Source organism: Bradyrhizobium sp. CCBAU 51765 (genome assembly GCF_015291725.1).
GTDB classification, from domain to species: Bacteria; Pseudomonadota; Alphaproteobacteria; order Rhizobiales; family Xanthobacteraceae; genus Bradyrhizobium; species Bradyrhizobium liaoningense.
The window spans coordinates 3,939,722-3,954,236 of the sequence record NZ_CP030038.1 but is presented as its reverse complement, the minus strand read 5'-3'; the positions used below and the strand labels follow the sequence as shown (position 1 = coordinate 3,954,236).

The window sequence follows — 14,515 nt, the reverse complement described above, 5'->3', positions numbered from 1 at the left end:
TCGTCATGCCCGGGCTTGTCCCGGGCATCCACATTCTTCGGTGAGGTCGGCAAAGACGTGGATGGCCGGGACAAGCCCGGCCATGACGGAGAGAGCGAGACCTCAGCCCTGATGTTTCGCCACATGCGCGGCGAAGGCGTCGATGAATTGCTGCAGCACCGTCTTGAGGGAGTCCTTGGTCAAATTGCCGTCCGCGTCGAAGGCGTCGCCGACGCCACTGAGGTAGATTTCCGGCTGCTGGAGAACCGGACCGGAAATGCCCGGCAGAATGTTCTGCAGATGCTTGGCCGCGCTGACGCCGCCGAGCAGCCCCGGCGAGTTGGAGATGATGCCGACCGGCTTGCCGAGAAACGAGCTCTTGCCGTAGGGCCGCGAGGCGACGTCGATGGCATTCTTCAGAACACCCGGGATCGAACGGTTGTATTCGGGCGTGACGAACAGGACGCCGTTCGACTTCTGGAGCTTTTCGCGGAAGGCGAGCCAGTCCGCGGGCGGCGCGCCCTCGAGGTCCTGGTTGAAGAACGAAATGCCTGCCGGCGTGACGACCTCGAGCTTGAGTGAGCCAGGCGCCAGCTTGGCGAGCGCATTGGCGATCTTGCGCGAGAAGCTGTCCTTGCGCAGGCTGCCGGCAATCGTGACGATGTTGTAGGCCATGAAATGTCCTCGAGGGCTTGAGCGGGAGTGCCCGGAGGGCACTTAAGCCATCCGGAGCAATGGATGCAAGTGCATGAATTGGTCCGGTTTGGAAACGCTGCGTTTCGCGAATGCAGCCCAAACAAATCGGGCCGCCAAGCGGCGCCCCGATCGTTCGCGCAAACGTCGCGTGCAGATCAGATCGTCGGATTCCACGCCGACGGGATCAGGCGATATTTGGCGCCGTCCTTCTCGACACGGCCGACCGAGGGAAAGGCGAAGTGAAAGCCGATCACGGTCGCCTTTTCCGCTGCCGCCATGTCGTAGAACTTGTGGCGCGTCGCCTGCGCCATCGCGGCGTCGTTGTCGAACACCACGTGCCAGTCCGGATTGCGCAGGAAGAACTCCGGAATGTTGGTGACGTCGGACTGGATCAGCACCTTGGCGTCGCCCGAGGCGACTGCGAAGGAGGTGTGCCCGGGCGTGTGGCCGGGTGTCGCGATGGAGGTGATGCCGGGCGCGACCTCCTTGCCCCACTCGTACTTCGTCACCTTGGATTCGAGGCCGGCGAAGGTCTTCTTCACGTTGGCGAAGTAGTTCTTCATCATCGGATTGGCCTCGGCCTTGGCGGCGTTGTCCTCGCTGGTCCAGAACTCCCAATCCTTGCCCGGCACCATGATCTCCGCATTCGGGAAGGCCAGCGCGCCGTCGGCCAAACGGATGCCGTTGGTATGGTCGGGGTGCAGATGCGACAACAGCACGACGTCGACGTTCTTGGCATCGACGCCGGCGGCTTGAAGGTTTTGCAGCGTGCGGCCGACCGCGCCCTTGCTCGCCTCGAAATTGGCAATGCCGTTGCCGGTGTCGATCAGGACCAGCTTGGAGCCGGTGTTGATGAGCTGCGGATTGAACGGCACGGTGACCATGCCCTTCGGCATGTAGGCCGCCTCCCCGGCCGCCAGCGCCTCCTCCTTCGGAATGTTGACGACGAACTTGTCCGGCATCGGGAAGGTGCGCGCGCCATCGTTGATCGAGGTGCACTCGAAGCTGCCGACCTTGTAGCGATAGAAGCCCGGCGCCTGCGTCCCGGCTGGCGGGGCTGAGGCATTCGCGGCGATGGGCCCGAGCCCGGTGACGGCCGCCGCGCCCATGGCGGCGGCGCCTGCGAGCAGGTGACGGCGATTGAGATCGGTCATGGAATGTCCCTTCTGAGCGCCTTGCGGTTCTTCCGCTTGAAATGGCGGCGGAATAATCCCCCGCGCCGCTCAGAAGGCAATACCTTCTTTCGGTGACGTGCCGTCGCACGTCACGATTATTTATTTGGGGCGGTGGGGAATTTTTTCGCCGGTGGCCTGTCCACGCCAGTATCGCTTCGGTGCATGGCCGTAGATTCGTTTGAAGGCATGCCCGAAGGCGCTCTCCGACGAGTATCCCAGCTGCGCGGCGGTTGCCGAGACGGTCGCACCACGTCGCAGCTGATCGCGCGCAAGCCGCATTCGCCACCGAAGGAGGTAGTCGAGCGGCGCCAGCCCCACCAGGGACTTGAACCGCTTCGAAAATGCGGATCGCGACATTGCGATCGCGTCGGCCAGTGCCTCCAGGGTCCAGGGGTGAGCAGCGTCTTCGTGCATCAGCCTGATTGCCTTGCCGATCCTGGCATCAACCAGCGCGTTGATCCATCCAAGTCCCTCGCCGGCATCCTGATCCAGCGCCGCGCGGAGCACCTGGACGAGCAGGACGTCGGCCAGCCTGTCGGTGAGTACGGCCGCTCCGATTCCCGTCCCCCTGATTTCAAGGTCGAGAATGTGGAGCGTGGAATGAATGACGGCTGCCGACGGACTGCGCGATGGTATGAGCAGAAAGCGAGGCAGCGCATCGAGCAGCAACTCGGCGTCCGATGCCTCGAAACCAAAACTGCCGGCAAGCAGAACGGTATCGCTCCCCGCGCCACGCGCTACATCCGACTGCGCCCAATCGAACGCCGTTATTCCGTCTTCGGGCGCGAGGCGTTCGTCGTTGGCCAGAATGTAGGCTGGTGCATTGGCCAGAAGAAAACAGTCGCCGGTGGCAAGCCGATGATGGGCTTCGTCGCCGAAATCGATCCAGCAATCGCCTCGGATGACCGCGCCGAACTTCAGGGCGGGTTTTGCCGGGAACCGATACGACCAATGCCCGCCCGCCTCGAACCTCGTGCAACGCGCGGCGCGAACGTCCAAGAGTGAGAAGGCCTGGGACAGAGGGTCCAAGGTCTTGCCCAACTGTCTACCCAAGTGCTTGTCGAAGCGCTCGTCCGAAAGTTTGTCCAAGGCTTGATCCGATCTCGACGATTTTCGAGCATTTCAAACATAGATCATCCTCGCTGCCGATGCGAATTTCATCGCGCAACGAATTGGATGGAACACCTATGACAGGCATCGCAGGCAAGGTCATCGCCATCACCGGCGCCAGCAGCGGAATTGGCGAAGCCACTGCCCGGCATCTCGCAGAACGTGGCGCCATCGTGGTCCTCGCCGCACGCCGTTCCGAGAGGCTGGAGATGCTGACCGCGAGCATCACCTCGAAGGGCGGAAAGGCGTTGTATCTCGTCACCGACGTCAGGCAGCGCGAGGATGTCGCCAGGCTCGTCGGTCTCGCAACAGACCGATGCGGAAAGCTGGACGTCATGATCAACAATGCCGGGATTGCACCGATTTCCCGTCTGGACGATCTGAGGGTCGACGATTGGGACGATATGATCGACGTGAACGTGAAAGGCGTGCTCTACGGGATCGCTGCGGCCCTTCCCGTCTTCCGTCGTCAGGGCTTTGGCCACTTCGTCAACACCCTGTCGACTGCCGGCATCAAGATCGTTCCGACAATGGCCGTCTACGCGGGATCGAAGAACGCCGTCAGGGCGATTTCCGAAGGGCTTCGTCAGGAGGCCGGCCCCTCGCTTCGGGTGACGACCATCTCCCCCGGTTATGTCGACACCGAGCTTCCATCCTCCATGACGGATTCCGCGCTACGGGCGGAGGGGCTGGCGAGCATGAAGGCGCTGGCCATTCCGGCGGGCGCGATCGCAGAAGCCATCGCGTTCGCGATAGCGCAACCGGATAGCGTGGATGTCGGCGAGATCGTCGTTCGCCCGACTGCTCAGGCATGAACATGTCGATCAAGCCGGGATAGACCGGCGCGACGGTCCCTGCCCCCGGAGGGTCACGCGCCGTTGCAGGTCTCGATTATTTATTCGGGTTGATGAGGAATTTTTCGCCGGTGGCACGTTTGGCGTACACCGCGATGTTGGCGGGATCGAGCACCTCGGGAAGCGACACCACCTTGGTGTAATGACTGGCGAAGGTGGTCTTCAGCTCGGACGCCACGCGCTGGCGCAGGCGGCCGATCTCGGCCGGGCCGATCTTCTGGAGGAACGGCGTCAGCAGCCAGCCGCCGACGCCCCAGCTCAGGCCGAACGAGCGGTTCAGCTCGGTCGGACGCGTGTCGAGGCTGCCATAGATATAGACCTGCTTGTACACGTTGGAGCCGTAGCGGCTGTACTCCTTCGCGGTCCTGTTGGCCGCGATTTCCATGGCGGTCAGAATCTGGCTCGCCAGCTTGCCGCCGCCGATCGCGTCGAAGGCGATGGTGGCGCCGGTTTCGACCAGCGCGTTGGTGAGGTCGTCCATGAAATCAGGCGCGCTGGAATCGACGACGTATTTGGCGCCGATCTTGTGCAGGATGTCGGCCTGCTCCTTGCTGCGGACGATGTTGACGAGGCCGATGCCGTCCTTGATGCAGATCTTGTTGAGCATCTGGCCGAGATTGGAGGCGGCGGCCGTGTGCACCAGCGCCTTGTGGTTCTCCCGCCGCATCGTTTCGGTCATGCCGAGCGCTGTCAGCGGATTGACGAACCAGGACGCGCCGTCGGCGGCCGTGGTGCCCGCCGGCAGCTCCATGACGTCGCGGACCTTGAGCACGCGGTACTGGCTGTACATCGCGCCACCGATCATCGACACCGTCTTGCCCATCAGCGCCTTCGCCGCGTCCGACGATCCGGTTCCGATCACCGTGCCGGCCCCCTCGTTGCCGACCGGCAGCGACTGATCGAACCTGGCCGTCATCATCCGCATCGCAGCTTCCGGTATCGTCGCCGTGATGACCGGCATCTCCTTGGTGCCGGAAGCCTTGGCGGCCGACATGTCGGCCGGCCCGATCAGGAGCCCGAGGTCGGAGGGGTTGATCGGCGAGGCTTCGACGCGAACCGCGACCTCGTCGTCGGCCGGCTCGGGCGTCGGGACATTGACGAGCGACAATTCCAGCTCGCCGCTCTTCTTCAACAGCGAACGCAGTTGCAGTCCGGTCTTGCCGTCGCTCATGTCGATCCTCCCCTGTCCGTCTTTGCGCGGCGCCGGCTTATGCCAGCGCCTTCAGTGCCGCCCTGCCGCCGTAGAGCGCCTGCTTGCCGAGCTGCTGCTCGATGCGCAGGAGCTGGTTGTATTTGGCGGTGCGATCGGAGCGTGCAAGGGAGCCGGTCTTGATCTGGCCGCAATTGGTGGCGACCGCGAGGTCGGCGATGGTGGAATCCTCGGTCTCGCCCGAGCGGTGCGACATCACCGAGGTGTAGCCGGCCTTGTGCGCCATTTCGACGGCGGCGAGCGTCTCGGTCAGCGTGCCGATCTGGTTGACCTTGATCAGGATCGAGTTGGCGCGGCCCGCCTTGATGCCTTCGGCGAGGCGCTTGACGTTGGTGACGAAGAGATCGTCGCCGACCAGCTGGCACTTCTTGCCGATGAGATCGGTGAGCTCCTTCCAGCCGTCCATGTCGTCTTCCGACATGCCGTCCTCGATGGTCACGATCGGATAGCGCGAGACAAGGTCTGCAAGATACTTCGCCTGCTCGGAGATCGAGCGGGTCTTGCCCTCGCCTTCGTAGACGTATTTGCCGTCCTTGAAGAACTCGGTCGAGGCGCAGTCGAGGCCGAGCACGATGTCGGTGCCCGCCTTGAAGCCGGCCTTGCCGATCGCGTTCATGACGAAGTCGAGCGCGGCATCCGCCGACGGCAGGTTCGGCGCGAAGCCGCCCTCGTCGCCGACATTGGTGTTGTGGCCGGCTTTCTTGAGCTCCGACTTCAGCGTGTGGAACACCTCAGCGCCGTAGCGCAGGCCCTCGGCAAAGCTCGACGCGCCGACGGGGAGGATCATGAACTCCTGGAAGTCGATCGGGTTGTCGGCATGCACGCCGCCGTTGATGATGTTCATCATCGGCACCGGCAACAGGCGCGCCGAGGTGCCGCCGACGTAACGGTAGAGCGGCATGTCCAGCGAGTTCGCGGCGGCCTTGGCGCAGGCGAGCGAGACGCCGAGGATGGCATTGGCGCCCAGCCGGCTCTTATTCGGCGTGCCATCGAGGTCGATCATGATCTGGTCGATCTGGGCCTGCTGCTCGACATCGAGGCCGCTCAGGGCCTCGAAGATCTCGCCGTTGACAGCGCCAACCGCCTTGGTCACGCCCTTGCCGAGATAGCGGGCCTTGTCGCCGTCGCGCAGTTCCACGGCCTCATGGGCGCCGGTGGAGGCGCCCGACGGCACCGCGGCGCGGCCGAGTGCGCCGTCCTCCAGCACGACATCGACCTCGACGGTGGGATTGCCCCGGCTATCGAGGATTTCGCGTCCGATGATGTCGATGATGGCGGTCATGAGGGCCTCTTTTCCGGGAACGAAGGGGGCAGTTGGCGGTGCTTCTACCGCAATGCATCGAAGTGGAAAAGGCCGGGTGACGGCCGCCCGATGATTGGCTAAGAGGTCCACCCCGGAGGCGGCCTGATGTCGAAAAAGCCCAGCAAATCGAACAACTCACCTGAGAACTCAGGTTCTTTGCAGCTTGGCCGTGCCGTGGAATGGCCGGATATGCCGGAGAAGGCTCGACTCGACCGCGTGCCCAATCCGCAAGAAGGGACCGACTATCTGGTGCGCTTCACCGTGCCGGAATTCACCTCCCTCTGCCCGGTGACGGGCCAGCCTGACTTCGCGCATCTGATGATCGACTACGCACCGGGTGCGTGGCTGCTGGAGTCGAAGTCCCTCAAGCTCTACATCGCCAGCTTCCGCAACCACGGCGCCTTCCACGAGGACTGCACCGTGATGATCGGCAAGCGTATCGCCAGCGAGATCAAGCCGAAATGGCTGCGCATCGGAGGCTACTGGTATCCGCGCGGCGGCATCCCGATCGACGTGTTCTGGCAGACCGGCCGCGTACCGAAGGGCCTGTGGGTGCCCGAGCAAGGCGTCGCGCCGTATCGCGGGCGGGGCTAGTTGGAGAACAAGACGATGAAACCAATCTCGACAACGTTCCGCAATTTTGCGCTAGGCATCCTCGGCGTCCTCTTGCTGACCGGCGCTTCGGATGCCGCTGAGGTGCGGGTGATGATTTCGGGCGGACTGACGGGCGCCTACAAGTCGCTCGTGCCGGAATTCGAGAAGGCCACTGGCAACAAGGTGCTCACGGAATATGGGCCGTCGATGGGGACGACCGCAAACGCGATCCCGGTGCGGCTCGAGCGCGGCGAGCCGGCCGATGTCCTGATCATGGTGGGCTATGCCCTCAACGACCTCGCGAGCAAAGGCAAGGTCGTCGCCGGTAGCCAGGTCGATCTCACGAGGTCGCCGATCGGAATCGCCGTGAAATCGGGTGCGCCGAAGCCGGACATCAGCTCTGCCGATGCCATCAAGCGCGCGCTGCTGGCGGCAAAGACGATCGCCTATTCCGACAGCGCCAGCGGCGTCTACGTCTCGACCGAGATGTTCGACAAGCTCGGCATTGCCGACGTCATGAAGGACAAGGCGCGCAAGATTCCGGCAACGCCGGTCGGCGAGATCGTCGCGCACGGCGAGGCCGAGCTCGGATTTCAGCAGATCAGCGAATTGAAGCCCGTCAAGGGCATCGACATCGTCGGACCACTGCCGGACGAATTGCAGAAGATCACGATCTTCTCGGCTGGGATCGCGACGGGCGCCAAGGAGCCGGAGGCTGGCCGCGCCTTGATAAACTTCCTCGCTTCCCCCGCCGCACGCGAGGCGATCATCGCGAGCGGAATGGAGCCGATCCCGACCGGAGCCAATTAATACGCGCTGAGCAAATCGACCTTGGCGTTAGCCGCGACGAGCCGCCGCGCCAGGATCGCGGCGAGATTGCGCATGATCTTCAGCGACGTCTCCGGGTGCAGCCGGCGGTAATCGGCAAAGCTGTCCAGCGGCAGTTCGAGGCAGGTGACGGGCGTGTCGGCGAAGACGTCTGCGCTCCGGCTTTGCTCCAGGATCGCCATCTCGCCGAATTCCATGCCGGGGCCAAGCGAGGCGAGCCGCACGCCGCTCGGCAGCTTCACGCTGACCATGCCGCTCTGGAGAAAGAACAGCGAATTGGCGGGCTCGCCTGCCGTGACGATGCGCTTGCCGGCCGCGTAATGCCGCGTGGTCGACAGCTTGACGATCGCGGCGATCTCGTCGGCGTCGAGTTCGGCGAGCAACGCCTGTTCGCCCAGTTGCGCGCTCTCTTTGAGATCGGTGAAACCGCCGAAGCGGTAGATCACCTGGTCCTCGGCCCATTCGATGGCATCGTCGAGCAGCGCGAAGCGGCGCAGCCGGCGCGGCTCGGCGGTGCGTGCGGCGATCGCGCTCCACACCGAGGAGGTGCCCTCGAAGCCGGACAGAATGGTGGTCACTCCGGCATTGCCGAGTGCAGTCAGTGTCTCGCCGAGCAGCTCCGCGCCGGCCGCGGTGATGTCGGGGACGCGGCGGAAATCGATGATCAGAAGCGGCGCGTCCGGCGGCTCGCTGCTGAGCTTTCGCGTCACATAGTCGATGGTGCCGAAATTCATCGCGCCGACAAGTTCGAGCACACGGACGTTGCTGTGGCGCTCGTCGAGGATCTGCTGCTCGTGCGGCTGGCGGCTGCGGCGCGAGGAGATCCCGTAGATGTCGTAATCCGCCATGATGCTGGTGCGCACGTCGGCATTGCGGTTGAGCATGTGCAGGTCGAACCGCGCCGACAGCGCCTCGCAGACCTTCAGGCCGCGCACGCTGTTGAAATGGTCGTCGAGCAGCGGCGAGAAGGTGCCGAGACCCATCTGCGAGGGCAGCGCCGCGACGATACCGCCGCCGACGCCGCTCTTGGCGGGGATACCGACGCGATAGGTCCACTCGCCGGCATAGTCGTACATGCCCGAGCTCGTCATCACCGACAGCGTGCGCGCAACGATGTGCGGCGTGATCACCTGTACGCCCGTCACTGGATTGATGCCGCGGTTCGCAAGCGTTGCCGCCATCACAGCCAGATCGCGGGCCGTGACGAGGATGGCGCACTGGCGGAAATAGACGTCGAGCACGGCATCGACGTCATCCGGCAGCACCGCGTAATTCCGAAGCAGCCAGGCAATGGCGCGGTTGCGATTGCCAGTCGCCGTCTCTGAGGCATGAACGGCATCATCGACGCCGAGCTGGCGGCCCGCGAACTCGCTGAGCTTGGCGCGGACGCGCTCGAAGGCGCCCTTCCCGTCCACCTCGTAGATCAGGCCCGAGCAGGCGATCGCGCCGGCATTGACCATTGGGTTGAAGGGACGGTTGTCGTTGGTGAGCCGGATCGAATTGAACGCCTCGCCGCTCGGTTCGACCCCGATGGTGGCCGCGACACGCTCTTCGCCGACCATCTCCAACGCCAGCGCAAAGACGAACGCCTTCGACACCGACTGGATCGTGAACGGCACTGCGCTGTCGCCAACCTCGTAGACATGGCCGTCGATGGTAACGAGCGCGATGCCGAAATGATCGGGGTTGGCGCGCTTCAGCTCGGGGATGTAGTCGGCAAGCACGCCGGAATGATCGAGCCTGAACTCCTCATGGCAATCGGATAGGAAGCGGCGGAGCGGAGGCCTGGTGGGATACCCGGTCGATCCAGGCGTGCCTGCTGGGCTGGGCAAACGGTCGGGCTGCGCATCCACGGTCTCACACCTCGATTTGCCCAGATTAAAAGCAATTCGTGTGCCATGCATACGCGACTAACGGTGTCATGGTGGGGCGACAGCCCACTCCAGGGCGCCCCCTGGACGTCAGCGCGCATCCGCCGGCGCGCGCTGCTTGAGCAGTCGGGCGCAGACGAGGCCCAGCACCACCATGATCCCTGCGCTCGCGAACAGCGTCGGCATCTTGCCGGCGTGCTGAAGCCCGAAGCCATAGGCGAGCGGCCCCACGGTCTGCCCCATGAAGAAGAAGAACGAATGCAGCGACAGCGCGGTGGCGCGCGCCTCGACCGAGAGCTCGCTGGCAAACACCTGGAGACAACCATGGGCAATGTAGAATCCCCAGCCCATCACGACGAGGTTCAGCGCCTGAACCTCCCAGCGCGGACCGAAAGCCACGGCGACGAGCTGCGAGGCCACCAGCGTCATGCCTGCGATCATCATGCCCTTCACGCCCAGCCAAGGCAGCAGCCGCGACACCGTCAGCGTGTAGAACAGGCCGCCGACCGCAAAGCCGGCGATGACGATGCCCGCGATCGACAGCGAGGTCTGGCCGAGCTCGAACAGGAACGAGGCGATGTAGGGAAACAGCCCGAGCACGCAGCAGCCTTCGATGAACACCGCCGAGTAGCAGACATAGGCGTTCGGATTGGTGAAGATGGTGCGATAGCCGGCCTTCAGCGCCGACAGGCTCGTCTTCGGCGGATGCTTGACCTTGGCGCCACGGAAGCCGGCCGCAACGGCGATCGAGGCGACGATCACGAGCGCGCCGAGCACCGCCAGCACGCCACGCCAGCCGAGGAAATCGCCGATCAGGCCGGAAGCCGAGGCGCCGAGCAGATTTCCGGTCATGGCGCCGGCGAGCGTGCGGCTGATCGCGACCTGGCGTTTGTCGGGCCCGACGAGATCGCTGGTGAGGCTCAGCGCCACCGGAAAAACGCCGCCGGAGCCGATGCCGGCCAGGATGCGGGTCGCGAACAGAACCGAGAACGAGGACGAGAGCGCGCCGAGGATGTTGGCAAGGCCGAGCAGCGCGAGGCAGCCGATCATCAGCCGCGTCTTGCCGAACAGATCGGCGGCGGCGCCGATGATCGGCTGGATGATCGAGAAGGTAAAAGCGAACACCGCGGCAAAGCCCGCGGCAGTGGCGATGCTGACGCCAAAATCCTCGGCGACGTGCGGCAGCACCGGATCGAGCGCGCGCGCCGACAGGGCTGCGGCGAAGCTGGCGCCTGATATGACGTAGAGCGCTGTCGGCAAGCCGTGATCGTGCGGCCGCGCCTCGCCTTCCTGCATCAGCGCGGATTCTTTGCGAGAACGTCGAATGCCATCAGCCTGGCGATCAGCGCCTCGAACTCGCGCAGGGGCACCATGTTGGGTCCGTCCGAGGGCGCGCGGTCGGGATCAGGATGAGTCTCGATGAACACGCCGGCAACGCCGACCGCAACGGCCGCGCGTGCGAGCACCGGCACGAATTCGCGCTCGCCGCCCGACGAGGTCCCCTTCCCGCCCGGCTGCTGCACCGAATGGGTGGCGTCGAAGATCACGGGCGCGCCGGTGGTACGCGCCAGGATCGGCAGCGCGCGCATATCGGAGACCAGCGTGTTGTAGCCGAAGGACACGCCGCGCTCGGTGACGAGCACGTTGGGATTGTCAGCGCCGGTGATCTTGCTCACCACATTGGCCATGTCCCAGGGCGCCAGGAACTGGCCCTTCTTGACGTTGACGACCTTGCCGGTTGCGGCCGCAGCCAGAAGGAGATCGGTCTGCCGGCATAGGAACGCAGGGATCTGCAGGATGTCCACGGCCTGCGCCACCTCGGCGCATTGCGTGGCCTCGTGCACGTCGGTCAGCACCGGCAGGCCGAGCGATGATCGGATCTCGGCGAAGATCGGCAGCGACTGGGCGAGGCCAAGCCCGCGCGCCGCCGACGCGCTGGTGCGGTTGGCCTTGTCGAAGGAGGTCTTGTAGACGAGGCCGATGTTCAGCCGCGCGGCGATCTCCTTCAGCGCGGAGGCGACCTCCAGCGCATGCTGGCGGCTCTCGAGCTGGCACGGCCCGGCAATGATCGAGATCGGCAGATCATTGCCGAACTTGACCGTGCCAATGGTGACGACCGGCGCCGCTGAATTCGAAGAGCTCAAGACAAATCCCTCATTTCGGCGCGACCATAGCCGTGATGAGGGTCGGATCAACCCTCTTCCGCCCGGGCCGTTCGAATATCAGGGTTGCGCCAGGGTTCCCCGTTGCGGCAGGGAGGGCTACTTCACCGCCGAGAAGGCGGTGGGCGCCAGGATTTGGCTGACGATGTTGCCGACGATCTGGCCGTCAGCCTCCGACTTCGCCCGCGCCTCGAGCCAGTCCGGGTCGGTCATGAACGCACCCCACTTCTTCTCACGCTCGGCGAGCGACTCCCAGGCGAGGAAATAGGTCAGCTCCTGGTTGGATTCACCGATCAGCGTCGTGAAGAACCCGGCCTGACGGATGCCATGCTTCTCCCACAGGTTCAGCGTGACGGTCTCGAACCGCCTCAAGAGCGCCGGCAGCCGGCCGGGCACGCAGCGATAGACGCGCATCTCGTAGATCATTCATGCTCCTCCCCAAACAGGTCCGGCGGTTATACCGGCTGGTCACGACAGTGTCTTGAGCCTCGCCCGGCCGCCCCCGTAGCGTCCCGCGCATGGCTGGACAGCTACCGGCACTGCGCCGCCCCGGGCTCCCGCAATGCTGCCGCAATGATCGGGCCGCTAGAAAGGCTCAGTTGCGGTTTAGGTGCCTGTTAAATGCGGATTTTGCTCGTCGAGGATGAAGCGGAGATGGCCGGTGCGCTGGCCTCGGCGCTGAAGCGCTACGACATGGTGGTGGACCATGCCCCGACGCTCGCCGAGGCGGAGGAGGCCATTTCGGCCGACGTCCATGCCGCGGTCCTGCTCGACCGCCAGCTTCCCGACGGCGATGGCCTTGCCCTGATCCCAAAGCTCCGTGCGCGCGCCGACGGCGTGCCGATCATCGTCCTGACCGCGCGCGGGGAGCTCGCCGACCGCATCGCCGGGCTCGACAGCGGCGCCGACGACTATCTGGCAAAACCGTTTGCAGTCGAGGAGCTGCTGGCGCGGCTGCGCGCCGTGCTGCGGCGGCCCGCCGGCCTCTCCCCCGAAATCATCCGCGCGGGCCGCCTCGCCTTCGATGTCGGCCATCGCGAGGCCAGCATCGACGGCCAGCCGTTCGAGCTGCCGCGCCGCGAGCTCCTGGTGCTGGAAGCCCTGGTTCGTCGCATGGGACGAACCGTGCTGCGCTCGGCGCTGGAAGAGGCGGTCTACAATTTCGACGACGAGATCCAGTCGAACGCGCTCGACACGCATGTCTCGAGGCTCCGGCGAAAGCTCGCGGAGGCGGATGCGGGTATCGAGATCCACGGCATTCGCGGCGTTGGCTATCTGCTCAAGAAGTTGCCATGAGCAAACACGACGACCCCTATTGCTTGCGCTCGCGGCTGAGCTGGCGCCTGCTCTCGCTTCAGGCCGCGATCCTGGTCGCGCTGATTGCAATCGTCCTCGCCGGGCTTTGTGCCTCCGGCTTCGTGCTGGCCGAGAGGGACGAGGACCGCGTCATCGATGTCGTCCAGCGCGCGCTCACGCGCGACGCGCAAGGCGGATTGGCCTTGCGGCCGACGGCCGAGCTGAACCAGTTGCGCAGTGAGACGCCAGACCTCTGGTTCCTGGTGCGCGACCGGCTGGGGCGTTCGCTCAGCGAAGGCTCCGTGCCGGCCGAATTCGCCGCGATCGGCGGTGGTCTCGACCAGATCAGCCAGGCGCGGCTCGGCTGGCAGCTGCTCGAGGACGATCCGCGCAAGCCGGCGGCGCGGCTGAAGCGGGTCGACACCGACGCCGGCAATGTGCAGGTCGTCACCGCAACGCAAGGACGTCTCACCGGCGCCAAGGCGCTGTTCACGACCTCACTCGCGTTCCTCGGCATTGCCCTGCCCGGCCTGCTGCTGATGGGAACGGCGACGTTCATCGCAACGCCGATGATCCTGCGGAGCACGTTCAGGGGGCTCGATTCCGCAGCGGACGAGGCCCGGCGCATCGATATTCATCAGCGCGGCGCGCGGCTCCCGGTGGAGCGGATCCCGCTGGAGGCGCTGCCGCTCGTGACCGCGATCAACGACGCGCTGGCGCGGCTCGACCAGGGCTATACCCGCCACAGGCGGTTTGTCGCGGATGCGGCGCACGAGCTTCGCACACCGATCGCCATTCTGAACACGCGGCTGGAATCGCTTGCCCCAGGACCGGACAAGACCCGCCTGCTGGAAGATTCCGCACGGCTGGCGACGCTCGCCGACCAGCTGCTCGATATCCAGCGGCTCGACCATTGCTGCCATCCCTTCACCAGCGTCAATCTCGCCGCCGTTGCGCAAAGCGTCGCCGCCGACCTCGCGCCGCTGGCAATTGCCGCCGGCTACGAGCTGGCGCTTGATGCGCCGGCGACACCGGTCGAGACGACCGGCGATGCGGCAGCCCTGGAGCGCGCACTGACCAATCTCGTGCAGAACGCGATCCAGCACGGCCCCCGCCGCGGCACGATCGGGATTCGCGTCAGCACGCCCGCGACTATCGAGGTCACCGATGAAGGCCGCGGAATTCCTGCCGATCAGCGCGAACAGATCTTCGAGCCGTTCTATCGGCTGATGCCGCTCGATCGCGGCGCCGGCCTCGGCCTCAACATGGTGCGCGAGATCGTGCAGCTGCATGGCGGCCAGGTCTCCGTAGCGGACGGGCCGGAGGGCGGAGCCTGTTTTCGGATGACGCTGCCGCCGGTCCGACAGAGTTGATTCAATCCGCATTCGCCGCTGAAGCGCAATGCAGTCGCAATGCACCTCCGCAACATTGCATCCG

Annotated in this window: 14 protein-coding genes; 5 read left to right on the top strand and 9 right to left on the bottom strand. The window is 65.0% G+C overall.

Annotated elements, in window-relative coordinates:
- Nucleotides 1-102: 102 nt before the first annotated feature.
- The 3 genes from XH96_RS18960 to XH96_RS18950 form a co-directional block, all read right to left on the bottom strand.
- Nucleotides 103-654: an NADPH-dependent FMN reductase gene (locus tag XH96_RS18960; protein WP_194393780.1), complete on the bottom strand. Its 552-nt coding sequence runs from the start codon at nt 652-654 to the stop codon at nt 103-105.
- Nucleotides 655-830: 176 nt separating this feature from the next.
- Nucleotides 831-1,829, bottom strand: coding sequence for an MBL fold metallo-hydrolase (locus XH96_RS18955; RefSeq protein ID WP_194393779.1), 999 nt, complete (start codon nt 1,827-1,829; stop codon nt 831-833).
- A gap of 120 nt (nt 1,830-1,949) precedes the next feature.
- Nucleotides 1,950-2,939 carry an AraC family transcriptional regulator gene (locus XH96_RS18950; RefSeq protein WP_194393778.1) on the bottom strand — a complete coding sequence of 330 codons (990 nt, stop codon included), beginning with the start codon at nt 2,937-2,939 and terminating at the stop codon, nt 1,950-1,952.
- A gap of 98 nt (nt 2,940-3,037) precedes the next feature.
- Here XH96_RS18950 and XH96_RS18945 point away from each other — a divergent pair, with 98 nt between their 5' ends.
- Nucleotides 3,038-3,775 carry an SDR family oxidoreductase gene (locus XH96_RS18945; RefSeq protein WP_194393777.1) on the top strand — a complete coding sequence of 246 codons (738 nt, stop codon included), beginning with the start codon at nt 3,038-3,040 and terminating at the stop codon, nt 3,773-3,775.
- Between the two features lie 76 nt (nt 3,776-3,851).
- On the opposite strand, the gene XH96_RS18940 is transcribed toward XH96_RS18945, so the two are convergent.
- Together XH96_RS18940 and eno are read right to left on the bottom strand one after the other, a co-directional pair.
- On the bottom strand, nt 3,852-4,985 hold the full coding sequence (locus XH96_RS18940) for a zinc-binding dehydrogenase (RefSeq protein ID WP_194393776.1): 1,134 nt from the start codon (nt 4,983-4,985) through the stop codon (nt 3,852-3,854).
- Between the two features lie 37 nt (nt 4,986-5,022).
- Nucleotides 5,023-6,306 (bottom strand): phosphopyruvate hydratase, encoded by a 1,284-nt coding sequence (gene eno / locus XH96_RS18935; protein ID WP_194393775.1) that lies wholly within the window; start codon nt 6,304-6,306, stop codon nt 5,023-5,025.
- Nucleotides 6,307-6,432: 126 nt separating this feature from the next.
- Between eno and queF the strand changes: the two genes are divergently transcribed.
- Entirely contained in the window at nt 6,433-6,921 is a 489-nt protein-coding gene (queF, locus tag XH96_RS18930; protein WP_194393774.1) for a preQ(1) synthase, read from the top strand.
- 15 nt (nt 6,922-6,936) lie between these two features.
- A complete protein-coding gene (locus tag XH96_RS18925) occupies nt 6,937-7,731 on the top strand; it encodes an extracellular solute-binding protein (RefSeq protein WP_194393773.1) in 795 nt (264 codons plus the stop codon).
- On the opposite strand, the gene glsA is transcribed toward XH96_RS18925, so the two are convergent.
- From glsA to XH96_RS18905, 4 genes are all read right to left on the bottom strand, one after another.
- A complete protein-coding gene (glsA, locus tag XH96_RS18920; RefSeq protein ID WP_194393772.1) occupies nt 7,728-9,602 on the bottom strand; it encodes a glutaminase A in 1,875 nt (624 codons plus the stop codon). The genes XH96_RS18925 and glsA overlap by 4 nt on opposite strands.
- A gap of 108 nt (nt 9,603-9,710) precedes the next feature.
- On the bottom strand, nt 9,711-10,916 hold the full coding sequence (locus XH96_RS18915) for an MFS transporter (protein WP_194393771.1): 1,206 nt from the start codon (nt 10,914-10,916) through the stop codon (nt 9,711-9,713).
- A complete protein-coding gene (kdsA, locus tag XH96_RS18910) occupies nt 10,916-11,764 on the bottom strand; it encodes a 3-deoxy-8-phosphooctulonate synthase (RefSeq protein WP_194393770.1) in 849 nt (282 codons plus the stop codon). Before kdsA ends, XH96_RS18915 begins: the two co-directional genes overlap by 1 nt.
- Before the next feature lie 117 nt (nt 11,765-11,881).
- Nucleotides 11,882-12,208, bottom strand: coding sequence for an NIPSNAP family protein (locus XH96_RS18905; protein WP_194393769.1), 327 nt, complete (start codon nt 12,206-12,208; stop codon nt 11,882-11,884).
- A 195-nt stretch (nt 12,209-12,403) separates the two neighbouring features.
- On the opposite strand from XH96_RS18905, the gene XH96_RS18900 reads away from it, so the two are divergent.
- Together XH96_RS18900 and XH96_RS18895 are read left to right on the top strand one after the other, a co-directional pair.
- Nucleotides 12,404-13,078: a response regulator transcription factor gene (locus XH96_RS18900; RefSeq protein WP_028177605.1), complete on the top strand. Its 675-nt coding sequence runs from the start codon at nt 12,404-12,406 to the stop codon at nt 13,076-13,078.
- Entirely contained in the window at nt 13,075-14,451 is a 1,377-nt protein-coding gene (locus XH96_RS18895; RefSeq protein WP_194393768.1) for a HAMP domain-containing sensor histidine kinase, read from the top strand. The genes XH96_RS18900 and XH96_RS18895 overlap by 4 nt, the downstream gene beginning before the upstream one ends.
- Nucleotides 14,452-14,515: the final 64 nt, after the last annotated feature.